The 22,317-nt window shown below is 71.6% G+C and carries 24 protein-coding genes; 21 read left to right on the top strand and 3 right to left on the bottom strand.

Features of this window, described 5'->3' with window-relative positions; translation table 11 throughout:
• Positions 1–193: 193 nt before the first annotated feature.
• Both aroC and ACIBQZ_RS41605 read left to right on the top strand, forming a co-directional pair.
• Complete coding sequence (gene aroC, locus ACIBQZ_RS41610) at positions 194–1,372, top strand: chorismate synthase (RefSeq protein WP_396094474.1); 1,179 nt, start codon at positions 194–196, stop codon at positions 1,370–1,372.
• Positions 1,369–1,881, top strand: a complete 513-nt coding sequence (locus ACIBQZ_RS41605) for a shikimate kinase (RefSeq protein WP_396094473.1) — start codon at positions 1,369–1,371, stop codon at positions 1,879–1,881. The genes aroC and ACIBQZ_RS41605 overlap by 4 nt, the downstream gene beginning before the upstream one ends.
• On the opposite strand, the gene ACIBQZ_RS41600 is transcribed toward ACIBQZ_RS41605, so the two are convergent.
• Complete coding sequence (locus ACIBQZ_RS41600; RefSeq protein WP_396094472.1) at positions 1,852–2,553, bottom strand: alpha/beta fold hydrolase; 702 nt, start codon at positions 2,551–2,553, stop codon at positions 1,852–1,854. The genes ACIBQZ_RS41605 and ACIBQZ_RS41600 overlap by 30 nt on opposite strands.
• Positions 2,554–2,616: 63 nt before the next feature.
• On the opposite strand from ACIBQZ_RS41600, the gene ACIBQZ_RS41595 reads away from it, so the two are divergent.
• Entirely contained in the window at positions 2,617–3,777 is a 1,161-nt protein-coding gene (locus ACIBQZ_RS41595; protein WP_396094471.1) for a helix-turn-helix transcriptional regulator, read from the top strand.
• Positions 3,778–3,849: 72 nt separating this feature from the next.
• Here ACIBQZ_RS41595 and ACIBQZ_RS41590 read toward each other — a convergent pair whose 3' ends face one another.
• Complete coding sequence (locus tag ACIBQZ_RS41590; RefSeq protein ID WP_396094470.1) at positions 3,850–4,554, bottom strand: Clp protease N-terminal domain-containing protein; 705 nt, start codon at positions 4,552–4,554, stop codon at positions 3,850–3,852.
• Between the two features lie 70 nt (positions 4,555–4,624).
• On the opposite strand from ACIBQZ_RS41590, the gene aroB reads away from it, so the two are divergent.
• The 5 genes from aroB to ACIBQZ_RS41565 all read left to right on the top strand — a co-directional run bounded on the left by aroB (position 4,625) and on the right by ACIBQZ_RS41565 (position 7,555).
• On the top strand, positions 4,625–5,701 hold the full coding sequence (gene aroB, locus ACIBQZ_RS41585; protein WP_396094469.1) for a 3-dehydroquinate synthase: 1,077 nt from the start codon (positions 4,625–4,627) through the stop codon (positions 5,699–5,701).
• Positions 5,698–6,126, top strand: coding sequence for a type II 3-dehydroquinate dehydratase (gene aroQ / locus ACIBQZ_RS41580; RefSeq protein ID WP_396094468.1), 429 nt, complete (start codon positions 5,698–5,700; stop codon positions 6,124–6,126). Before aroB ends, aroQ begins: the two co-directional genes overlap by 4 nt.
• Before the next feature lie 90 nt (positions 6,127–6,216).
• Positions 6,217–6,774, top strand: a complete 558-nt coding sequence (gene efp / locus ACIBQZ_RS41575; RefSeq protein ID WP_212992656.1) for an elongation factor P — start codon at positions 6,217–6,219, stop codon at positions 6,772–6,774.
• A gap of 23 nt (positions 6,775–6,797) precedes the next feature.
• Positions 6,798–7,208 carry a transcription antitermination factor NusB gene (nusB, locus tag ACIBQZ_RS41570; protein ID WP_396094498.1) on the top strand — a complete coding sequence of 137 codons (411 nt, stop codon included), beginning with the start codon at positions 6,798–6,800 and terminating at the stop codon, positions 7,206–7,208.
• 74 nt (positions 7,209–7,282) lie between these two features.
• Positions 7,283–7,555, top strand: a complete 273-nt coding sequence (locus ACIBQZ_RS41565) for a hypothetical protein (RefSeq protein WP_396094467.1) — start codon at positions 7,283–7,285, stop codon at positions 7,553–7,555.
• Positions 7,556–8,037: 482 nt separating this feature from the next.
• On the opposite strand, the gene ACIBQZ_RS41560 is transcribed toward ACIBQZ_RS41565, so the two are convergent.
• Positions 8,038–8,526, bottom strand: a complete 489-nt coding sequence (locus tag ACIBQZ_RS41560) for a transcriptional regulator (RefSeq protein ID WP_015624001.1) — start codon at positions 8,524–8,526, stop codon at positions 8,038–8,040.
• A gap of 288 nt (positions 8,527–8,814) precedes the next feature.
• Between ACIBQZ_RS41560 and pyrR the strand changes: the two genes are divergently transcribed.
• The 13 genes from pyrR to ACIBQZ_RS41495 all read left to right on the top strand — a co-directional run.
• Positions 8,815–9,384: a bifunctional pyr operon transcriptional regulator/uracil phosphoribosyltransferase PyrR gene (gene pyrR / locus ACIBQZ_RS41555; protein ID WP_396094466.1), complete on the top strand. Its 570-nt coding sequence runs from the start codon at positions 8,815–8,817 to the stop codon at positions 9,382–9,384.
• Complete coding sequence (locus ACIBQZ_RS41550; protein WP_396094465.1) at positions 9,381–10,304, top strand: aspartate carbamoyltransferase catalytic subunit; 924 nt, start codon at positions 9,381–9,383, stop codon at positions 10,302–10,304. The genes pyrR and ACIBQZ_RS41550 overlap by 4 nt, the downstream gene beginning before the upstream one ends.
• Positions 10,301–11,566 (top strand): dihydroorotase, encoded by a 1,266-nt coding sequence (locus tag ACIBQZ_RS41545; protein WP_396094464.1) that lies wholly within the window; start codon positions 10,301–10,303, stop codon positions 11,564–11,566. The genes ACIBQZ_RS41550 and ACIBQZ_RS41545 overlap by 4 nt, the downstream gene beginning before the upstream one ends.
• On the top strand, positions 11,563–12,675 hold the full coding sequence (gene carA / locus ACIBQZ_RS41540) for a glutamine-hydrolyzing carbamoyl-phosphate synthase small subunit (protein WP_396094463.1): 1,113 nt from the start codon (positions 11,563–11,565) through the stop codon (positions 12,673–12,675). The genes ACIBQZ_RS41545 and carA overlap by 4 nt, the downstream gene beginning before the upstream one ends.
• Entirely contained in the window at positions 12,675–16,022 is a 3,348-nt protein-coding gene (carB, locus tag ACIBQZ_RS41535; RefSeq protein WP_396094462.1) for a carbamoyl-phosphate synthase large subunit, read from the top strand. Before carA ends, carB begins: the two co-directional genes overlap by 1 nt.
• A gap of 2 nt (positions 16,023–16,024) precedes the next feature.
• Positions 16,025–17,047, top strand: a complete 1,023-nt coding sequence (locus ACIBQZ_RS41530) for a quinone-dependent dihydroorotate dehydrogenase (protein WP_396094497.1) — start codon at positions 16,025–16,027, stop codon at positions 17,045–17,047.
• A gap of 241 nt (positions 17,048–17,288) precedes the next feature.
• The gene (locus ACIBQZ_RS41525) at positions 17,289–18,578 is read left to right on the top strand and encodes an adenosylmethionine--8-amino-7-oxononanoate transaminase (protein ID WP_396094461.1); all 1,290 of its coding nucleotides are present in this window, start codon (positions 17,289–17,291) and stop codon (positions 18,576–18,578) included.
• A gap of 20 nt (positions 18,579–18,598) precedes the next feature.
• On the top strand, positions 18,599–19,429 hold the full coding sequence (gene pyrF, locus ACIBQZ_RS41520) for an orotidine-5'-phosphate decarboxylase (protein ID WP_396094460.1): 831 nt from the start codon (positions 18,599–18,601) through the stop codon (positions 19,427–19,429).
• Positions 19,430–19,612: 183 nt separating this feature from the next.
• Entirely contained in the window at positions 19,613–19,930 is a 318-nt protein-coding gene (gene mihF, locus ACIBQZ_RS41515) for an integration host factor, actinobacterial type (protein WP_125806289.1), read from the top strand.
• A 32-nt stretch (positions 19,931–19,962) separates the two neighbouring features.
• On the top strand, positions 19,963–20,565 hold the full coding sequence (gene gmk, locus ACIBQZ_RS41510) for a guanylate kinase (protein WP_396094459.1): 603 nt from the start codon (positions 19,963–19,965) through the stop codon (positions 20,563–20,565).
• Positions 20,566–20,586: 21 nt separating this feature from the next.
• The gene (rpoZ, locus tag ACIBQZ_RS41505) at positions 20,587–20,850 is read left to right on the top strand and encodes a DNA-directed RNA polymerase subunit omega (RefSeq protein ID WP_015623990.1); all 264 of its coding nucleotides are present in this window, start codon (positions 20,587–20,589) and stop codon (positions 20,848–20,850) included.
• Positions 20,851–20,920: 70 nt separating this feature from the next.
• The gene (coaBC, locus tag ACIBQZ_RS41500; protein ID WP_396094458.1) at positions 20,921–22,144 is read left to right on the top strand and encodes a bifunctional phosphopantothenoylcysteine decarboxylase/phosphopantothenate--cysteine ligase CoaBC; all 1,224 of its coding nucleotides are present in this window, start codon (positions 20,921–20,923) and stop codon (positions 22,142–22,144) included.
• A 77-nt stretch (positions 22,145–22,221) separates the two neighbouring features.
• A partial coding sequence (locus tag ACIBQZ_RS41495) for an S-adenosylmethionine synthetase N-terminal domain-containing protein (protein ID WP_396092786.1) occupies positions 22,222–22,317 on the top strand: 96 nt, incomplete at its 3' end.

Below are 22,317 nucleotides of genomic sequence, written 5' to 3'. Positions count from 1 at the left end.
GGGAACCGGACGCTGGCTGCCGGTCGGGGCGCGGGCCGGGCTCGGCCGGTGGGCCGGAAGGCCGGGCGATGGCGCCCTGATTGCAGGCCGTTGAGCCGGCCGGGCCGCGCGGTTGGCCCGGCCGGTGGTCCGGAAGGCGGGACGGCGGTGGGCTGGCTGCCGGCCGCGACGGTCGCGTGCCAGACTGTGACCCGTGTTGCGCTGGCTTACCGCAGGTGAATCCCATGGCCCCGCGCTCGTCGCCCTTCTCGAAGGGGTGCCCGCCGGTGTGCGGGTGACGAGCGACGACATCGGCCGCGACCTCGCGCGCCGCCGTCTCGGCTACGGCCGGGGCGCGCGGATGGCGTTCGAGCAGGACGAGATCGAGATCATCGGCGGGGTGCGGCACGGGCTGACGCTCGGCAGCCCGGTCGCGATCCGGATCGGCAACTCGGAGTGGCCCAAGTGGCGCACCGTGATGGCCGCCGACCCGGTCGACCCCGACGAGCTGGCGGCCCAGGCCCGCAACGCGCCGCTGACCCGGCCCCGGCCCGGCCACGCCGACCTGGCCGGCATGCAGAAGTACGGGCACACCGACGCCCGGCCGATCCTCGAGCGCGCCAGCGCCCGGGAGACCGCGGCCCGGGTGGCCGTCGGCGTGGTCGCCAAGGCGCTGGTCAAGCAGGCCCTGGGCATCACCATCGTCTCGCACGTGATCGAGCTGGGCTCGGTCGCGGCCAAGCCCGGGCTGATCCCCACGCCCGACGACGCCGACCGGATCGACGCCGACCCGCTGCGCTGCCTCGACCCCGACGCGAGCGCTCGGATGGTGGCCGAGGTCGACGCGGCGAAGAAGGACGCGGACACCCTCGGCGGCATCGTCGAGGTGCTCGCTTACGCCGTACCCCCGGGTCTGGGGTCTCATGTGCAGTGGGACCGCAAGCTGGACGCCCGGCTGGCCACCGCGCTGATGTCCATCCAGTCCGTCAAGGGCGTGGAGATCGGCGACGGCTTCACCCAGGCCCGCTCGCGTGGCTCGGTCGCGCACGACGAGATCATCCCGACCGCCGACGGTGTCAAGCGGATCACCGACCGGGCCGGCGGCCTGGAGGGCGGCATCACCAACGGCGAGAACCTGCGGGTCCGCGCCGCGCTGAAGCCGATCTCCTCGCTGAACCGGGCCCTGCAGACCGTCGACGTGGTGACCGGCGAGGCGACCACGGCGATCAACCAGCGCTCCGACGTGTGCGCGGTGCCGGCCGGCGCGGTGGTCGCCGAGGCGATGGTCGCGCTGGTGCTGGCCGAGGCGGCCACCGAGAAGTTCGGCGGCGACTCGGTCACCGAGATCCGCCGCAACCTGGCCGGCTACCTCGACAGTCTGCTGATCCGGTGACGGCGCCGGCGGCGGTGATCGTCGGCCCGCCCGGCGCCGGCAAGTCCACCATCGGCGCGGCGGTGGCCGCGCTGCTCGGCGTCGAGTTCGCCGACACCGACCAGCTGATCGAGCAGCGGGCCGGCAAGCCGATCCCGGAGATCTTCTTCGACGACGGCGAGGACGCCTTCCGGGCGCTGGAACGCGAGACCATCGCCACGACGCTCGGCTCGTTCACCGGGGTGCTGGCCCTCGGCGGCGGCGCGATCCTGCACGAGGGCACCCGGGAGCTGCTGCGCGAGCACACCGTGGTGTTCCTGTCCGTCGAGCTCACCGACGCGGTCAAGCGGGTAGGGCTCGGCGCGGGCCGCCCGCTGCTCTCGGTGAACCCGCGGGCGACCCTGAAGTACCTGATGGAGCAGCGCCGCCCGCTCTACGCCGCGGTGGCCACGCACACCATCGCCACCGACGCCCGGACGCCCGAGGAGATCGCCGCCGAGCTAGCCGCGCTGCTCAAGAATCCCGGCTAGCGCGGCCGGCTCGCTGAGCATCGGCCAGTGCCCGGTGGGCAGCACCACCACCTCGGCCTCGGTGAGACCCGAGAAGAACGGGTGACCCGCGGCCATCATCTCCTTGATCTGGTCCGCCGGGAACGTGCAGGCGACCAGCGTGGTCGGCAGGTCCTCGGAGGTGGCCCGCGCGCCGAGCGGCTGGATCACCGAGGCGCGCGGGTGCGGCGTGCTGCGGGTGCGCAGCAGGTTCAGCGCCGCCTCGTCCAGCCCGGCCAGCAGCACCGGGTCCGCGGCGGCGTCCCACTCCCGCGGCGGCACGGCGTCGCCGTCCCCGGCCGGTTCCCCGGACATCGACTGCTGGCTGGCGCCGACCGGGGGCGGCCCGCTCTCCACGTAGATCACCCGGGCGATCCGGTCGCGCAGCCGCAGCGCCGCCGCGCTGACCGGCATCCCGCCGTAGCTGTGCCCGACCAGCACCACGTCGCGCAGGTCCTCGATCTCGACCAGCCGGACGATGTCCTCGATGTGGGTGTCCAGGTCGACGCCGGGACCGAGCAGATGGGAGCGGTCCGCCACCCCGGTCAGCGTCAACGGGAAGACCTCGTGCCCGGCGCCGCGCAGCGCCGCCGTCACGTCGTGCCAGGCCCATCCGCCGAGCCAGAGACCGGAAACCAGTACGTATGTCGTCATGCCCACCACGCTAAGGGCGATACCGGACGATTCCCGCCCGGTATGGGGTGGAGAATAATCGGCATGCCGCATCCCGCGTCGCGCGTCCTCGCCATGCTCGAACTGCTCCAGGCCCACCGCAGCATCCGCGGCGGCGAGCTGGCTGCCCGGCTCGCGGTCGACGAGCGCACGGTCCGCCGGTACGCGGGCACGCTCGCGGAACTGGGCATCCCGGTGACGGCGGAACGCGGCCGGTACGGCGGCTACCGCCTGCTCCCGGGCTTCCGGCTGCCCCCGCTGATGCTCACCGACGACGAGGCGGTGGCCGTGGTCCTGGGCCTGGTCGCCGCCGACCGCCTGGGCCTGGCCGTGGACGCCCCGGCGAGCGCGGCCGCCGAGGCGAAGATCAGCCGGGTGCTGCCCACGGTGCTGGCCGACCGCCTGGCGGCGCTGCGGGCGAGCCTCGGCCTGACCCTGCGCCGCCGCGAACCGGACGACCCGCCCCGGGCGGGTGCCGTGCCGTCGCCGGCCGACCTGCTGCTCACCCTCGGCACAGCGACCCGCTCCCACCAGCGCCTGGCCATCACGTACCGCGCACCCGCGCGCCGCCCCGCGCCCCCTTCCGAACCGCCTGCCTCTCCGCCACAGGCCGGCGGGGAGCCGGCGGCCTCGTCGCGGTCCGGCGGGGAGCAGCTTGCCTCGTCGCGGTCCGGAGCGGAGCCGCCGATCCCGTCGCGGATCGGGGATGAGCTGCCGGAGCCGCCACGGGCCGGTGGGGAGCCGGCGGCGCGGGTCAGCCGGCGGGAGGTGGACCCCTATGGGCTCGTGTTCCACAGCGGGCGCTGGTATCTGGTCGCCCACGACCACCGCACCGACGAGATCCGGTCGTTCCGGCTGGACCGGATCACCGCCGCCGCGCCCACCGGTGCCGGTTTCGAGGCGCCGCCGAACTTCGACGCCGTCGCGCACGTCACCCGGCAGTGGGCCGGGCTGCCCTGGAAGTGGGAGGTCGAGGTGCTGATCGAGGCCGACGTCGCCCAGGTGCGCCGCCGCGTTCCGGCCGCTGTCGCGGACGTCACCGAGGTCGCCGACGGGGTCCGGCTCAGCTGCCGGGCGCAGAGCCTGCCCGGCATGGCGCAGATGCTCGCCGGGCTGGGCTGGCCGTTCACCGTGGTGCGCCCGGACGAGCTGCGCACCGCCCTGGCCGAGCACGCCGCGAACCTCGTGCGCTACGCCGCCCGGTAGGCCGACGTCGCCGCGCGTCCGCGGGCCACTCTCTCGAGCCCCGTGTCCCGAGAGGGTGGCCCGCGAACGCCGTCACGTCAGCCGCGCCTCCAGCGCCTCGATCCGCTGCACCAGGGGACGCAGCTCCTGCCGTACCACCGAGGTCAGCTGCTCCGCGCCGGAGGGTGACTGCTTCGCCCGCAGGTGGGCGTAGCCGCCGACGGCGGCGGAGACCGCCCGCCGCACCGACCGGGCGTCGGCGCCGGCCGCGCGCAGCACCCGGCCGGCGACGCCGTCCGGCTCGGCCGCCAGACCGATCAGCAGGTGCTCGCAGCCCACGTAGTTGTGACCCATCGCCGTCGCCTCGGCGACCGTCATCTCGATGACGTTCACGGCGGGTGTGCTGTAGCGCAGGCCCTCCCCGCCGCCGGGCTCGTCGGTCTGCGCCCAGGTCAGCGCCGCCGGTTCGAGCTCCATCGCCTGGAGCACCCGCAGCGCCAGGTTCTCGCCCTCGGTGATCATGGCGCGCAGCAGGTGGCCGGTGCCGACGTTGGGGGCGCCGGCGGTGGTGGCGGCGTTGATCGCCAGCGACAGCACGGTGACGGCCCGGGCGGTGAAAGCGGGCAGGCGGGCGGCGAGCTGCTCGCTGTCGAGCTCGCCGAGCACGGTCTGGCGGATCACGGTGATCCGGCGGACCGCCTCCTCCAGGGCGCGTTGACAGATGGCCGACACGGGCACGCCGGAGTCGCGGACGGCTTCGGCGAGGTCGTCGGGGAGGTACACGTTGATTTTCGGCATGGAACAGGTGTAACCCGTACTGGGGTTAGGTGTCTATAACCCCAACGTCCGCGCACTAGGATCGGCGCTGATGGACGACGTGACGCGAATCCCTGTGCCCGGTGACCGGCCCTACGACGTACTCGTCGGCCGTGGTCTGCTCGACGCGCTGCCCGGGCTGGTCGACGGCGCCGTGCGCGCCGCCGTGCTCTATGCCCCGCCGCTGAAGGAGAAGGCGTCGGCCGTGGCCGACGCGCTGTCCGCGGCCGGCATCCGGCCGCTGCCGATCGAGGTGCCCGACGCCGAGGCCGGCAAGTCGATCGAGGTGGCCGCGCGCTGCTGGGACGAGCTCGGCGCGGCCGGCTTCACCCGCACCGACGTGGTCGTCGGGATCGGCGGCGGCGCGGTCACCGACCTGTCCGGCTTCGTCGCGGCGAGCTGGCTGCGCGGCGTGCGCTGGGTGCCGGTCTCCACCTCGCTGCTCGGCATGGTCGACGCGGCCGTCGGCGGCAAGACCGGGGTGAACACGGCCGCCGGCAAGAACCTGGTCGGCGCGTTCCACCCGCCGGCCGGCGTGCTCTGCGACCTCGACGTGCTCGCCACCCTGCCGGCCGACGACCTGGTCGCCGGCCTCGCCGAGGTGGCCAAGTGCGGCTTCATCGCCGACCCGGTGATCCTCGACCTCATCGAGGCCGACCCGGCCGCGGCCACCGACCCGCGCGGCGCCGTGCTGCGGGAGCTGGTCGAGCGGGCGATCCGGGTCAAGGCCCACGTCGTCGGCGCCGACCTGCGCGAGTCCGGGCTGCGGGAGATCCTCAACTACGGCCACACGCTCGCCCACGCGATCGAGAAGAACGAACGGTACGGCTGGAAGCACGGTCACGCGGTCGCCGTCGGCCTGGTCTACGCGGGTGAGCTGTCCCGGCTGGCCGGCCGCCTCGACGACGCCACCGCCGCCCGCCACCGCGCCGTGCTGACCCTGCTCGGCCTGCCGGTCGCGTACCCCGCGGCGGCCTGGCCCGACCTGCTGGCCGCGATGCGCGTCGACAAGAAGGCGCGGGCCGACACCCTGCGCTTCGTCGTCCTGGACGGCCTGGCGCAGCCGGGCATCCTCACCGGCCCGTCCGAGGAGACGCTGGCCGGGGCCTACCGGGCGGTGTCCGAGTGAAGACCTACGTCCTGAACGGCCCCAACCTGGGCCGGCTCGGCACCCGCCAGGTCGACGTCTACGGGGTCACGACGTATACCGATCTGGTCGATCTGTGCGTGACCGAGGGCAAGGCGCTCGGCCTCGACGTCGAGGTGCGGCAGACCGACGCCGAGCACGAGATGCTGGCCTGGCTGCACACCGCCGCCGACGAGCAGGCCCCGGTCGTGCTCAACCCGGCCGCCTGGTCGCACTACTCGTACGCGATCCGCGACGCCTGCGCGATGCTGCGCGCGCCACTGGTCGAGGTGCACATCAGCAACATCCACGCCCGCGAGCAGTTCCGCCACCACTCGGTCGTCTCGGCGGTGGCCACCGGCGTCATCGCGGGCCTCGGCGTCGACGGCTACCGGCTGGCGCTGCGACACATCGCCGGGCGTGGTTGACCCGATTCGCCTGTTCATGACCCACGCCGGTAAACTCGCTCGGTCACCTTCACGCTTCCGGACCATCAGCTTTCAACACCAAGGCAGGACATGGCTTCCACCAACGACCTGAAGAACGGCCTGGTGCTCAACCTCGAAGGCGCCCTCTGGGCCGTCGTCGAGTTCCAGCACGTCAAGCCGGGCAAGGGCGGGGCGTTCGTGCGCACCACGCTCAAGAACGTCCTCTCCGGCAAGGTCGTGGACAAGACGTTCAACGCCGGCACCAGGGTCGAGACCGCGACCGTCGACAAGCGCACCATGCAGTACCTCTACCAGGACGGTGAGGACTTCGTCTTCATGGACCTGGACACCTTCGAGCAGATCACGGTGCCCGGCCCCACGGTCGGCGACAACGCGAACTACCTGCTTCCCGAGGCCGAGGCCACGGTGGCGACGCACGAGGGCGTGCCGCTCTACATCGAGCTGCCGACCAGCGTCTTCCTCGAGGTCACCTACACCGAGCCGGGCCTGCAGGGCGACCGCTCCACCGGCGGCACCAAGCCGGCCACGGTCGAGACCGGCGCGACGGTCAACGTCCCGCTGTTCATCACCACCGGCGAGAAAATCAAGGTCGACACCCGCGACGGCCGTTACCTCGGCCGTAGCTGATGGCCGAAGGCCCCAAGACCCAGATGCCGGCGCGCCGCAAGGCGCGCAAGCGAGCGCTGGACGTCCTCTACGAGGCCGACCTGCGCGACCTCCCGCCGGCCCAGGTCCTGGTCACCTACCTGGACCGCATCGCCAAGCCCCGCCCCGACCACCTGGACTACACGGTCACCCTGATCGAGGGCGTGGCAAAGCACCTCGACCGCATCGACGAACTGATCGCCAGCTACGCCGAGGGCTGGACCATCGACCGCATGCCGGTGGTGGACCGCAACCTGGCGCGGATCGCGGTCTTCGAACTGCTCTACATGAGCGAGATCGACGACCCGGTGGCGATCTCCGAGGCGGTCGAGCTGGCCAAGCAGATGTCGACCGATGACAGTCCCCGGTTCTTGAACGGGCTGCTGGGGCGGATCGCGGAGTTCGCCAGCAGGTAGGGAGATTCGGCACGGCCCGGGCGCTTTTGGTCCGGGCCGTTTCTCGTTTTCTTGCGGTCGTGCCTGGTTGCACGGTGCTGACCGTCGCTCCCGGCTCCGGGGCGGTGTGCTGGTGGGCCGCCGCCATCACGATCTTTCGCCGGCCGGTGCGGCGGCCCGCGGTCTGGGCTTCGGCGCTGATCTGCCTGGGCGTCTCCAGCCTGCTGCGCAGCGCCAACTACCACGACCTCCCGCCGGCGGCATGGGAGGACCCGATCCGGTTCCTCGACCTCACGCTGACGATCGCCTTCGTGGTCCTGATGATCGTCTCACCGCTCAACCCGACCAGCGCCCGCCGCCGCCCGTAGCAGACCTTGGTAAAGGATGGCTCCCGGAGGGGCCAATTCTTACCAAGGTCTACCGGTCACCGTGCACCCGCGCACGACAGCAATGATCTTGATCTGGCCCGCTCCGCCCCCGGCGTCCGCGGGCTGCGGATGTTGTGGGTTTTGGTGCGGAGAGTGACCGAATTGCATCGCGGGATGTGGGTGGTGGTGGCGCCATTCACCGATCTTGTGGGGCCGTTCCGGTGACCCTGCGAAACCGATCTTGAATTCGTTCGGTGATCATCGCGCGTCGATCGTCACTGGCCGTCAGCCAGATCATGGCCACCGCACCCGCCCAGGCCACCTGCCGGACCGCGGACCCGGTGACCCACTGCGACACCTCGCCGGGATGTGAATTCGGTCAATCGGGCGTTTGTGGTCATGAATGCGGTGACCGCCGTGATCGCCGTCCCGTAGATACGAAAAAGGGGACCCGAAGGCCCCCTTTTGCCGTGCGTTTCTGATCAGGACGCGAAGAACGCCCGCGGGTCCGCCACCAGGACGCCCTGCTCGGTCAGGCGCTCGATGAGGCCGGACGGCGAGATGTCGTACACGATGGCGAGCGCGCGCAGGTCGTCCGCGCGGATCGACAGCACGCGTCCGTTGTAGTCGCCGCGCTGCTGCTGTATAGCCCGGGCGTAGCGCGCGACGTAAGCCAGGTCCTCACCGGCGGCGTCGTACAGCTTCTCCAGGTCCAGCACGATCTTGTTGGTGGCCTCGAGGCGGACCCCGCTGCCGTCGGGCAGCAGCTCCGAGACGGGGACGCGGTAGAAGTCGGCGAGTTCGGCGAGGCGCGAAACGGTGACAGCGCGGTCGCCACGCTCGTACGAGCCCACAACGACGGCCTTCCAGCGGCCGTTCGACTTCTCTTCCACGCCCTGCAGGGACAGGCCCTGCTGCTGGCGGATGGAGCGCAGGCGGGCGCCCAACGACTTGGCGTACTCAGACGGCATTCGGACACTCCCAGTACTGTGCTGGCCCGGAGGGTTCTTCCTCGGATCGCTACGCTGCGTGACGGTACGGAGTTTGCAACCTCTGGTCAAGTGTCGGTTACCGATGAGTCGCCGAGCCCGGGGGAGAGTTGCCCGCATTCGTCCGTCTGGTCCGCGGGTCAGCCACGTCACCATGGTCAACGCCGCGCGCACTGGTAACGTAGCGTCAGCCATCAGGAGGTCCTCATCGGGGTTCCTGACCGACGTCCTTTAACGACCCGTCCCGTGAGGCGGGGAAGGAGGTCCGCCGTGGCACACCCACGTGCAGACACATCCGCTCCGAAGATCATCATTTCCGGCTCCGACCTGCACCGGGTCGTCGACCGGATAGCTCATCAGATTCTCGAGAAGACCTCCGGCGCCACCGGCACGGTCCTGCTCGGCATCCCGACCCGCGGCGTTCCGCTCGCCCGCCGGCTGGCTGCCCGCATCCACGCCTTCGAAGGCATCGACGTGCCGGTCGGCGCGCTCGACATCACGCTCTACCGCGACGACCTGCGGTTGCACGCCACCCGGGCGCTGGGCAAGACCGAGATCCCGGGCGCGGGCATCGACGGGCGCCGAGTGATTCTGGTCGACGACGTGCTGTTCTCCGGCCGCACCGTGCGGGCCGCGCTGGACGCGCTCAACGACGTGGGCCGGCCCAGCTCCGTGCAGCTCGCCGTACTGGTCGACCGCGGCCACCGTGAGCTGCCCATCCGCGCCGACTACGTCGGCAAGAACATCCCCACCGCGCAGTCCGAGAGCGTGCGCGTGTCGCTCGCCGAGACCGACGGCGCGGACGAGGTACGGCTCTCCGGCCCGGAGGATCCCCGATGATCAAGCACCTGCGCTCGGCCGCGGACCTGGACGCGGAAACCGCCACGCTGATCCTGGACACCGCCGGTGAGATGGCCGCGCTGGCCGGGCGTGAGGTCAAGAAGCTGCCGACCCTGCGCGGCCGCACCGTCGTCAACCTTTTCTACGAGGACTCGACCCGCACCCGGATCTCCTTTGAGGCCGCGGCCAAGCGGCTCTCCGCGGACGTCATCAATTTCTCCGCCAAGGGCTCCAGCGTCTCAAAGGGTGAGAGCCTGAAGGACACCGCTCTCACATTGCAGGCGATGGGCGCCGACGCCGTGGTGATCCGGCACCCGGCCAGCGGCGCGCCGCACCGGCTGGCGTCCTGGGTGGACGGCTCGGTGATCAACGCCGGGGACGGCACCCACGAGCACCCGACCCAGGCGCTGCTGGACGCGTACACGATGCGCTCCCGGCTGGGCCGGATCGAGGGCCTGCGGGTCGCGATCGTGGGTGATGTGCTTCACAGCCGGGTCGCCCGCTCCAACGTTCTGCTGCTCAGCACGCTCGGTGCCGAGGTCACCCTGGTCGGTCCGCCCACGCTCATCCCGATCGGCGTCGCCGCGGCCCTCGCACCGGCCACAAAAGTGTCGTACGACCTGGATAGCGTCCTGCCCGACTCGGACGTCGTGATGATGCTGCGGGTGCAGACCGAGCGGATGCAGGATTCCTTCTTCCCCTCGGCCCGCGAATACTCCCGCCGCTACGGACTCGACGTGCCGCGCATGAGGAAGCTGCCGGAGCACGCGATCGTCATGCATCCCGGGCCGATGAACCGGGGCATGGAGATCGCGCCCGAGGTGGCGGACTCGTCCCGCTCCACGATCGTCGAACAGGTCGCCAACGGGGTCAGCGCCCGGATGGCCGTTCTCTACCTGCTGCTCGGAGGCAAGGCATGACCTCGTACCTGATCAAAGGTGTTTCGCTCCTCGGCCGGGAGCCGGCCGATCTGCTGATCAAGGACGGGGTGATCGCCACCGGCGCCGCCGAGGGCGCCGAGGTGATCGACGCCGCGGGCCTGGTCGCCCTGCCCGGGCTGGTCGACCTGCACACCCACCTGCGCGAACCCGGCCGTGAGGACGCCGAGACGGTCGAGACCGGCTCGCGGGCCGCGGCGCTCGGCGGCTACACCGCGGTCTTCGCGATGGCCAACACCTCGCCGGTCGCGGACACCGCGGGCGTGGTCGAGCAGGTCTGGCGGCTGGGCCGCGAGGCCGGGCTGGTCGACGTGCAGCCGATCGGCGCGGTCACCGTCGGGCTGGCCGGCAAGCAGCTGGCCGAGCTGGGCGCGATGGCGACCTCGGCGGCCGGCGTGCGGATCTTCTCCGACGACGGCCACTGCGTCGCCGATCCGCGGCTGATGCGCCGCGCGCTGGAATACGTCAAGGCCTTCGACGGCATCATCGCCCAGCACGCCGAGGAGCCGCGGCTGACCGAGGGCGCCCAGATGCACGAGGGTGAGGTCTCCACCCGGCTCGGCCTGACCGGCTGGCCCGCGGTGGCCGAGGAGGCGATCATCGCCCGCGACGTGCTCCTGGCGGAGCACGTCGGCAGCCGGCTGCACGTCTGCCACGTCTCGACCGCCGGGTCGGTCGAGGTGCTGCGCCAGGCCAAGGCCCGGGGGGTACGGGTGACCGCCGAGGTCACGCCGCACCACCTGCTGCTCACCGACGAGCTCGCCGCCAGCTACGACCCGGTGTTCAAGGTCAATCCGCCGTTGCGGACGGCCCGGGACGTCGAGGCGCTGCGCCAGGCGCTGGTCGACGGCGTGATCGACATCGTCGCCACCGACCATGCCCCGCACGCGGTCGAGGACAAGGAATGCGAGTGGGCCTACGCCCGCCCGGGCATGGTGGGGCTGGAGACCGCGCTGCCGGTCGTGCTCTCGGTGCTCGGGGAGCAGTGGGAGCTCATCGCCGAGCGCATGTCCCGGGCCCCGGCCCGGATCGCCGGGCTGACCGGGCACGGCACCGATCTCGCGGCCGGCACGCCGGCCAACCTGACGCTGGTGGACCCGTCCGCCCGGCGGGTCGTCGACCCGGCCGAGCTGGCGAGCCGCAGCCGCAACACACCGTACGCGGGCACCACCCTGCCGGGTCGCATCGTCGCGACCTTCCTTCGGGGAGAGCCGACTGTCCTGGATGGGAAGGCCGTCAAGTGAAACCAGCAATTCTCGTGCTCGAGGACGGGCGCACGTTCCGCGGTGAGTCCTACGGCGCCGGGGGGGAGACCTTCGGCGAGGCCGTGTTCACCACCGGCATGACGGGCTATCAGGAGACGCTGACCGACCCGTCGTACCACCGGCAGGTCGTGGTGCAGACCGCGCCGCAGATCGGCAACACCGGCGTCAACGACGAGGACGACGAGTCCGGCCGGATCTGGGTCGCCGGCTACGTGGTCCGCGACCCGGCCCGCCGCCCGTCCAGCTGGCGCTCCACCGGCGACCTCGGCGAACGGCTCGCCGCCGAGGGCGTCGTGGGCATCAGCGGCATCGACACCCGCGCGCTGACCCGCCACCTGCGCTCGCTCGGCGCCATGCGGGTCGGCATCTCATCGGCCGACCTCGACCCGGCCGCGCTGCTCGAACGCGTCCGCAGCCAGCCGCAGATGGCCGGCGCCGACCTGTCCGCCGAGGTCACCACGGCCGCGCGGTACACGGTCGAGGCGGTCGGCGAGCACCGCTACACGGTCGCCGCGCTGGATCTCGGCATCAAGCGCAACGTCTCCCGGCGGCTGGCCGCTCGGGGCGTCACCACGCACATCTTCCCGGCGTCCGCCACCATCGAGGAACTGCTGGCGGTCAGCCCGGACGCGGTGTTCCTGTCACCCGGCCCCGGCGACCCGGCCACCGCCGACGTGCCGGTGGCGCTGGCCCGGGCGGTGCTGAGCCGCCGCGTCCCGCTGTTCGGCATCTGCTTCGGCAGCCAGATCCTGGGCCGCGCGCTCGGCTTCGGCACCTACAAGCTCGGCTACGGCCACCGCGGCATCAACCAGCCGGTGCTCGACAGGACCACCGGCAAGGTCGAGGTCACCTCGCACAACCACGGTTTCGCGGTCGACGCGCCGCTGAACACGGTCATCAACACCGACTTCGGCGGCGTCGAGGTCTCCCACGTCTGCCTCAACGACAACGTGGTCGAAGGGCTGCGGGCCCTGGAAGTGCCCGCGTTCACGGTCCAGTACCACCCCGAAGCCGCCGCAGGCCCGCACGACGCGGACTACCTGTTCGACCGCTTCGTGGAGCTCGTCGAGAAGGTTGAGGCCCGCTGATGCCGAAGCGCACCGATCTGCAGCACGTGATGGTGATCGGCTCCGGCCCGATCGTCATCGGCCAGGCCTGCGAGTTCGACTACTCGGGCACTCAGGCGTGCCGGGTGCTGCGCGCCGAGGGGCTGCGCGTCTCGCTGGTCAACTCCAACCCGGCCACGATCATGACCGACCCGGAGTTCGCCGACGCCACCTACGTCGAGCCGATCACCCCCGAGTTCGTCGAGCTGGTCATCGCCCGGGAACGCCCGGACGCGATCCTGCCCACGCTGGGCGGGCAGACCGCGCTGAACACCGCGGTCGCCCTGCACGAGAACGGCGTGCTGGCCAAGTACGGCGTCGAGCTGATCGGCGCGAACATCGACGCGATCCGCAAGGGCGAGGACCGCCAGCTGTTCAAGGACATCGTGGCCAAGGCCGGGGCTCGCATCGGCATGGGCAGCACAGTCGGCGGCGGCGATCTGGTCCCTCGCTCGCGGGTCTGCCACTCGATGGAGGAAGTGCACGAGGCGGTCGCCGACCTGGGTCTGCCGGTGGTCATCCGGCCGTCGTTCACCATGGGCGGCCTCGGCTCCGGCATGGCGCACAACACCGAGGACCTGGACCGCCTGGCCGGCGGCGGCCTCGCGGCCTCCCCGGTGCACGAGGTGCTGATCGAGGAGAGCGTGCTCGGCTGGAAGGAGTACGAGCTCGAGCTGATGCGCGACAAGCACGACAACGTCGTGGTGGTCTGCTCGATCGAGAACGTCGACCCGATGGGCGTGCACACCGGCGACAGCGTCACCGTGGCGCCCGCCATGACGCTGACCGACCGTGAGTACCAGAAGCTGCGTGACCTGGGCATCGCCGTGCTGCGCGAGGTCGGCGTGGACACCGGCGGCTGCAACATCCAGTTCGCGGTCAACCCGGCCGACGGCCGGCTCGTGGTGATCGAGATGAACCCGCGGGTGTCGCGGTCCAGCGCGCTGGCGTCGAAGGCCACCGGCTTCCCGATCGCCAAGATCGCCGCGAAGCTGGCCATCGGCTACACCCTGGACGAGATCCCGAACGACATCACCCTCAAGACCCCGGCCGCGTTCGAGCCGGCGCTGGACTACGTGGTCGTGAAGATCCCGCGGTTCGCCTTCGAGAAGTTCCCCGGCGCCGACCCCGAGCTGACCACCACGATGAAGTCGGTCGGCGAGGCGATGAGCCTGGGCCGTAACTTCGCCGAGGCGCTCAACAAGGCGATGCGCTCGATGGAGACCAAGGAAGCGGGTTTCTGGACTGCTCCCTCCTTCTCGACGGCTGAGGAGGCCCTGTCGGCGATGCGCATCCCGCACGACGGCCGCCTCTACACGGTGGAGGCCGCGCTGCGGCTGGGCGCGAGCGTCGAGCAGGTGCACGAGGCCAGCGGCGGCATCGACCCGTGGTTCCTCGACGAGATCGCGGCGCTGATCGAGCTGCGTGACTTTGTCGAGGCGGCCCCCGTGCTCGACGAGGCCCTGCTGCGCCGGGCGAAGCGGTCGGGCTTCTCCGACCGGCAGATCGCGGCGCTGCGTCCCGAGCTGGCGGGCGAGGACGGCGTCCGCACCCTGCGGCACCGGCTGGGCGTCCGCCCGGTCTACAAGACCGTGGACACGTGCGCGGCCGAGTTCGAGGCGAACACGCCGTACCACTACTCCACGTACGACGAGGAGAACGAGGTCGCGCCCTCGGACAAGCCCAAGGTGCTGATCCTGGGCTCCGGGCCGAACCGGATCGGCCAGGGCATCGAGTTCGACTACTCGTGCGTGCACGCGGTCATGGCGCTGCGCGAGGTCGACTTCGAGACCGTCATGGTCAACTGCAACCCGGAGACCGTCTCCACCGACTACGACACCGCCGACCGGCTCTACTTCGAGCCGCTGACCTTCGAGGACGTCCTCGAGGTGTTCCACTCCGAGGACTCCTCCGGCAAGGCCGCCGGCGGCCCCGGCGTGGTCGGGGTGATCGTCCAGCTCGGCGGGCAGACCCCGCTCGGGCTGGCCAAGCGGCTCAAGGCGGCGGGCGTACCGATCGTCGGCACCTCGCCCGAGTCGATCCACCTGGCCGAGGACCGCGGCGCGTTCGGCCACGTGCTGCACAAGGCCGGGCTGCGCTCGCCCGAGCACGGCACCGCGACCAGCTTCGACGAGGCCAAGGCCATCGCCGACGAGATCGGCTACCCGGTCCTGGTCCGGCCGTCGTACGTGCTCGGCGGCCGCGGCATGGAGATCGTGTACGACGAGCCGACGCTGGCCGACTACATCGCCCGGGCCACCGAGATCTCGCCGGACCACCCGGTGCTGGTCGACCGGTTCCTGGACGACGCGATCGAGATCGACGTCGACGCGCTCTGCGACGCCACCGGCGAGGTCTACCTCGGCGGCGTGATGGAGCACATCGAGGAGGCCGGCATCCACTCCGGCGACTCGTCCTGCTCGCTGCCGCCGGTCACGCTGGCCGGCTCGCACCTGGCCGAGGTGCGCCGCTACACCGAGGCGATCGCCCGCGGTGTCGGCGTCCGGGGCCTGCTCAACGTCCAGTACGCGCTCAAGGACGACACCCTCTACGTGCTGGAGGCCAACCCGCGCGCGTCCCGGACGGTCCCGTTCGTCTCCAAGGCGACGGCGGTGCCGCTGGCCAAGGCGGCCGCCCGGATCATGCTCGGCGCCACCATCAAGGAGCTGCGCGAGGAGGGCATCCTGTTCCGCAGCCGGGACGGCGGCGACGTGCCGGCGAACGCGCCGATCGCGGTCAAGGAGGCGGTGCTGCCGTTCAAGCGGTTCCGCACCCCGGCCGGTCACGGCGTGGACAGCCTGCTCGGCCCCGAGATGAAGTCGACCGGCGAGGTCATGGGCATCGACCCCGGCTTCGGCCCGGCGTTCGCCAAGTCGCAGGCGGCCGCGTACGGCTCGCTGCCGACCAGCGGCAAGATCTTCGTCTCGGTGGCCAACCGGGACAAGCGCTCGATGATCTTCCCGGTCAAGCGGCTCGCCGACCTCGGCTTCACGATCGTGACCACCGCCGGCACCGGCGAGGTGCTGCGCCGGCACGGCATCGAGTGCGAGATCGTGCCCAAGCACTTCGAGAGCCCGGGCCAGAACGCGGTGGCGTTGATCCAGGCCGGCGAGATCGCTCTGATCATCAACACCCCGCAGGGCTCGGGCGCCAGCGCCCGCTCGGACGGCTACGAGATCCGCAGCGCCGCGGTCACCCACGACATCCCGAGCATCACCACGGTGCCGGGCGCGGCCGCGGCGGTGATGGGCATCGAGGCCCTGATGCGCGGCGACATGACGGTTCGCCCGCTGCAGGAGCTGCACGCGATGCTGCGGGAGAGCGAGTGAGTGTGTTCACCAGCGCCGTCCGGCCGGTCCTGTTCCGGCTGGGCGGCGGCGACGCGGAGAAGGCGCACGAGTTCACGCTGGCCCGGCTGGCGTCGCTCGGCGCCGGCCCGCGCTCCCTGCTGCGCAGCCGATACTCGGTGCCGGCCCCGGTCGAGGCGTTCGGCGTGCGGTTCCCCAACCCGGTGGGGCTGGCGGCCGGCATGGACAAGAACGGCGTGGCCCTGCCGGCCTGGCCCGCGCTGGGCTTCGGCTTCGTCGAGGTCGGCACGGTCACCGCGAGGCCGCAGCCGGGCAACGACCGGCCCCGGCTGTTCCGGCTCCGGGACAGCGAGGCCGTGATCAACCGGATGGGCTTCAACAACGCGGGCGCCGAGGCGCTGGCCGCGCGCCTGGCCGCGCTGGGGCCGCTGGACGTGCCGCTGGGGATCTCCCTGGGCAAGTCCAAGGTGACCCCGCTGGAGGAGGCGGTGGAGGACTACCTGACGTCCTACCGCCTGCTGCACCCGTACGCGGACTACATCGCGGTCAACGTGTCGTCGCCGAACACCCCCGGGCTGCGCGCGCTGCAGGACAAGTCGGCGCTGGGCGCACTGCTCGGCGCGCTGGTGGGCGAGAAGCCGGTCCTGGTCAAGATTGCCCCGGACCTGACCGAGCCGGCCATCGCGGAGCTGCTCGAGGTCTGCACCGCGTACGGCGCGGCCGGCGTCATCGCCACCAACACCACGCTGGCCCGCGACGGCCTGGCGGCGGCCGACCAGCCACGGGCGGCGGAGGCGGGCGGGCTGTCCGGGCGCCCGCTGACCGAACGGGCCCGCGAGGTCGTCAGCTTCGTGCACCGGGAAACCGGCGGCCGGCTGCCGATCATCGGGGTGGGCGGCATCCTGGAGGCCGACGACGCGGCCCGGATGTTCGACGCGGGGGCAGCGCTGGTCCAGCTCTACACGGGCTTCATCTACCGCGGCCCGGGCCTGGTCCGGGCGGCGGCACAGGCCTACACGCAGCTTGGGGAGAAGGCCCGGCCGTGACCCGCGGCTCGGGCTCGGCTCGCGGCTCGGGCCCGGCTCGCGGCTCGGGCCCGGGCCCGAGCTCGGCTCGCTGCTCGGGTTTGGCTCGCGGCTCGGGCTCGGGCTCGGGCTCGGCTCGCGGCTCGGGCCCGGGCTTGGCTTGTGGCCCGGCTGGGGTGCGCGGTCTGGTCGTGGGCCGCGGCCCGGGCGCGATCCGCACTTCGGCGCGCCGCCGGGCCGCGCCCGATCCCCGGGGCCGGTCTTGACCGGCCGGCTCGGCAGCGACGCGCAGGCCGACCTGCTGGCCAAAGACCGCGCCCACGTCTGGCATCCCTACGGCCCGATGCCCGGCCGCGCCGACCCCTACCTCGTCGAGAGCGCCGAAGGCGTCCGCCTCCGGCTCGCCGACGGCCGGGAGCTGCTCGACGGGATGTCGTCCTGGTGGGCCGCCATCCACGGCTACCGGCATCCCGTGCTGGACGCCGCGCTGGCCGAGCAGGCCGGCCGGATGAGCCACGTCATGTTCGGCGGGCTCACCCACGCGCCCGCCGTCGAGCTCGCCACCACCCTGGTCGAGCTGACCCCCGACGGGCTCGAGCACGTCTTCCTCTGCGACTCCGGCTCGGTCGGGGTCGAGGTCGCCATCAAGATGGCCCTGCAGGCCCAGCTCGCCCGGGGCCGTCCCGGCCGGCGCCGGCTCGCCACCTGGCGGGGCGGCTACCACGGCGACACGTTCCATCCGATGAGCGTCTGCGACCCCGTCGGCGGGATGCACCAGCTCTGGACCGGGGTGCTGCCCGCGCAGGTCTTCGCCGGCCCGCCACCCGCCGACTTCGACGAGGCCTACGCCGCGGAGCTGACCGATCTGGTCGCGCGGCACGCCGACGAGCTCGCCGCGGTCATCGTGGAACCGGTCGTGCAGGGCGCCGGCGGCATGCGGTTCCACCATCCGGCGTACCTGCGGGTGCTGCGGGAGGCGACCGCGGCTCACGGCGTACTGCTGATCTTCGATGAGATCGCGACCGGCTTCGGGCGTACCGGTGAGCTCTTCGCCGCCGGCCACGCCGGGGTGACCCCCGACATCATGTGTCTCGGCAAGGCCCTGACCGGGGGATATCTGACCTTGGCCGCCACCCTCTGCACGGCCGCGGTCGCGCACGCCGTGTCGGCCGGCGGCGCCGGCGGGCTGGCGCACGGGCCGACCTTCATGGGCAACCCGCTCGCGTGCGCCGTGGCCAACGCCTCCATCGGCCTGCTGCGGGCCCAGGACTGGCGTGGCCAGGTCCGACGTATGGAAGCGGCCCTCCAAGCCGGTCTGGAGCCGCTGCGGGGTGCTCCCGGGGTCGCTGACGTCCGGGTGCTCGGCGCGATCGGCGTCGTGCAGCTCGATCACGACGTCGACCTGCCCGCCGCGACCGCCGCGGCCGTCGCGGCGGGCGTCTGGCTGCGGCCGTTCCGGAATCTGATCTACACGATGCCGCCGTACGTCGCCGACGTCGCCGACATCGCCCGCATTACCCAAGGAATGGCCGCGGCGGTGTCCGCCACCTGACACGGAAGTGAGAACGCCCAATGGAGTCCTTCGGAAGCCGGCTGCACCGGGCCACCCGGGAGCGGGGGCCGCTGTGTGTCGGCATCGATCCGCATGCCGCCCTGCTCGACCGCTGGGGCCTGGAGGACGACGTCGCCGGCCTGGAACGCTTCGCCCGTACGGTGGTCGAGGCACTGGCCGATCGGGTCGCCGTGCTCAAGCCGCAGTCGGCCTTCTTCGAGAGATTTGGGTCACGCGGCATCGCCGTCCTTGAGTCAACTATCCGACAGTCACGCGAGGCCGGTGCGCTGGTGATTCTCGACGTGAAGCGCGGCGACATCGGCTCCACGATGGCCGCGTACGCGAGCGCTTACCTCAATCCGGACAGTGCTCTCTGTGCGGACGCGATCACTGTGAGTCCCTATCTGGGAGTCGGCTCTTTGCGGCCCGCGTTCGACGCGGCGGCCGAGTACGGCGGCGGCGTTTTTGTCCTGGCGCTCACCTCGAACCCCGAGGGCGCGAGCGTCCAGCACGCCGTCGGCGCCGGCGGCCGGACCGTCGCGCAGACCGTGATCGACGAGATTGCGCAGGTCAACGTGGGTGCGGAGCCGCTCGGCAGCCTCGGGCTGGTGGTCGGGGCGACCATCGGCGAGACCGGCCACGACCTGTCCAAGGTGAACGGCCCGCTGCTCGCTCCGGGCCTCGGCGCGCAGGGCGGCAGCCCCGCGGATCTGCGCGCGATCTTCGGCGAGAGCCTGCGGAACGTGCTGCCGTCGTACTCACGCGAGGTCCTCGGCGCGGGGCCCGACGCGGCGTCGCTGCAGGCCGCGGCGGACCGTGCGGCGGCCGCCTGCCGGGCCGTGATCGAGTGAAACGGCCTGCTTACCAGGCCTGCCCGGGTCCGGGTGGGGGGTACCCCCACGTTGCCGAAACCGCCATTGACCGCTAGTTTTCCCGGCGCCAGGAACCACATGCCCCTTTGGTTCCCTGGCACACCACGTTTCACAGAGTGCCGGTATTGGACTACCGGTGCGATAGGGACCTGAGGAGAACTGGTGCCGCTCCCGCAACTAAGCCCCGAGCAGCGTAAAGCCGCGTTGGAGAAGGCCGCGGAGATTCGCAAGGCCCGGGCCGAGCTGAAGGATCAGCTCAAGTCTGGCAAGACCACCCTCGCCGCCGTGCTCGACCGGGCGGAAGGCGACGACGTCGTCGGCAAGCTGAAGGTCTCGGCCGTGCTCCAGGCACTGCCGGGCATTGGCAAGATCCGGGCCACCCAGATCATGGAGAAGCTCAAGATCGCCGACAGCCGCCGCCTTCGTGGCCTCGGCGAGCAGCAGCGTAAGGCCCTCCTGGGGGAGTTCGCTGCGAACTGACTCACCGGCTCGTGTTGAATGAGCCTGTGAGCATGGATGACGACGCGCGCCCGGCAGCCCGACTCACCGTCCTGTCCGGCCCCTCGGGGGTGGGCAAGGACAGCGTGATCGAGCTGATCCGGGCGCGCTCGCCATGGATCAAGCTGTCGGTGTCGGTGACCACCCGCAAGAAGCGCGACTACGAGACCGACGGTGAGCACTACCACTTCGTCACCCGATCGGAGTTCCAGCGCCTGGTCGACGGCGATCAGCTGCTCGAGTGGGCGGAGTTCGCGGGCAACCTCTACGGCACCCCGCGGGCGCAGGTCGAGGGCTGGCTCGCGCAGGGCCGCCCGGTGCTGCTGAAGATCGACCTGCAGGGCGCCCGGCAGGTGCGGGCCACGATGCCCGACGCCCAGCTCGTCTTCCTGGCCCCGCCCAGCGTCGAGGAGCTCAAGCGCCGGCTGGTCGGCCGCGGCACCGACGACGAGGACACCATCCGGCGGCGCCTGGCGCACGCCGACGAGGAACTGGCCGCCGAGAAGGAGTTCGACCGCACCGTGGTCAACGACTTCGTCGAGCGGGCCGCCGACGAGCTGGTAGGATTGCTCGGTTCGTCGTTTCTGACTCCCGCTCAGCCGCCGGTGTCAAGCTGAGAATTAAGGAAGTACATCACTGTGGGAACCATCGCCAACCCCGAAGGCATCACCAACCCGCCGATCGACGAGCTGCTCGACAAGACCTCGTCGAAGTACTCGCTGGTGATCTTCGCGGCCAAGCGCGCCCGCCAGGTCAACGCCTACTACAGCCAGCTCGGCGAGGGTCTGCTGGAGTATGTCGGCCCGCTGGTCGAGACCACTCCGCAGGAGAAGCCGCTCTCGATCGCGATGCGCGAGATCAACGCCGGTCTGCTGACCGCCGAGGCGACCGACAACCCCTGATCGACCGTTCCGTTGTGCACCCGCGTCCGCTCACTGCGGGCGCGGGATTTTTCGTTGACGGGGGTGTGCCATGCCTGAGGTCGTGCTCGGCGTGTGCGGCGGGATCGCCGCGTACAAGGCCTGTGAGCTGCTGCGGCTGTTCACCGAGTCGGGCCACGGCGTGCGCGTCGTGCCCACCGCGTCCGCGCTGAGGTTTGTCGGCGCGCCCACCTGGGCCGCGCTCTCCGGCCGGCCGGTGACCACCGAGGTCTGGGACGACGTCCACGAGGTGCCGCACGTGCGCATCGGCCGGCAGGCGGAGCTGGTGGTGGTCGCGCCCGCGACCGCCGACCTGCTCGCCCGGGCCGCCCACGGCATCGCCGACGATCTGCTGACCAACACGCTGCTCACCGCGACGTGCCCGATCGTCTACGCGCCGGCGATGCACACCGAGATGTGGGAAAACCCGGCAACCCGGGCGAACGTGGCCACGCTCCGCGAGCGCGGCGCGGTCGTGCTGGAGCCGGCTGTGGGCAGGCTCACGGGCGCCGACACCGGCAAGGGCCGGCTGCCGGACCCGGACCAGATCTTCGCCGCCGCGCTGCGGGTGCTGCGCCGCGGCGCCGCCGCGGAGACCGACTTGGCGGGCCGCCGCGTGGTCGTCACCGCAGGTGGCACGCGCGAGCCGCTGGACCCGGTCCGGTTCCTCGGCAACCGTTCGTCGGGCAAGCAGGGTTACGCGCTGGCGCGGGCGGCGGTCGCCCGTGGGGCCCGCGTCACGCTCATTGCGGCGAACGTCACTCTGCCCGATCCGGCGGGCGCCGACGTGGTCCGCGTGGGCACGACCGAGGAGCTGCGCAAGATGACGGTAGAAGCAGCCGGGGGCGCGGACGTTATCGTGATGGCCGCGGCCCCGGCAGACTTCCGGCCGGCCACGGTCGCGGGCCAGAAAATCAAAAAAACCGATGACGGTACGGCGCCCAGCATCGCTCTCGTCACCAACCCGGACATCGCCGCCGAGCTGGGCGCCACCAAGCGCCCAGGTCAGCTGCTCGTCGCCTTCGCCGCGGAGACGCACGACGCGCTCGAGAACGCCCGCGGCAAACTGGTGCGGAAACGCGCCGACCTGATCGTCGTTAACGAGGTGGGCGTCGACCTGGTCTTCGGGGCCGACAGCAACACTGTCACCATCCTGGGCGCCGACGGCAGCACCACAGCGTTGCGGGAACTCCCCAAAGACGATGTGGCCGATGCGATATGGGATCAGGTGGTCACCCGCCTCGATCCGCAGGTCGGCGATGCTGGGACGGGCTGAGACCGGTCCAGCGTCCCCGCAGCGGCGGTGACTACACTGCCGCGGAACGAAACTTCGACACCAATCTGAGGAGCACCGTGGCACGCCGCCTGTTCACGTCCGAGTCGGTCACGGAAGGCCACCCGGACAAGATCGCTGATCAGATCAGCGACGGTATTCTCGACGCCCTGCTG

The organism is Actinoplanes sp. NPDC049599 (genome assembly GCF_044465625.1).
GTDB lineage: Bacteria > Actinomycetota > Actinomycetes > Mycobacteriales > Micromonosporaceae > Actinoplanes.
Note: the sequence above shows the minus strand (reverse complement) of the source record. Positions and strands in the feature narration are given on the sequence as shown.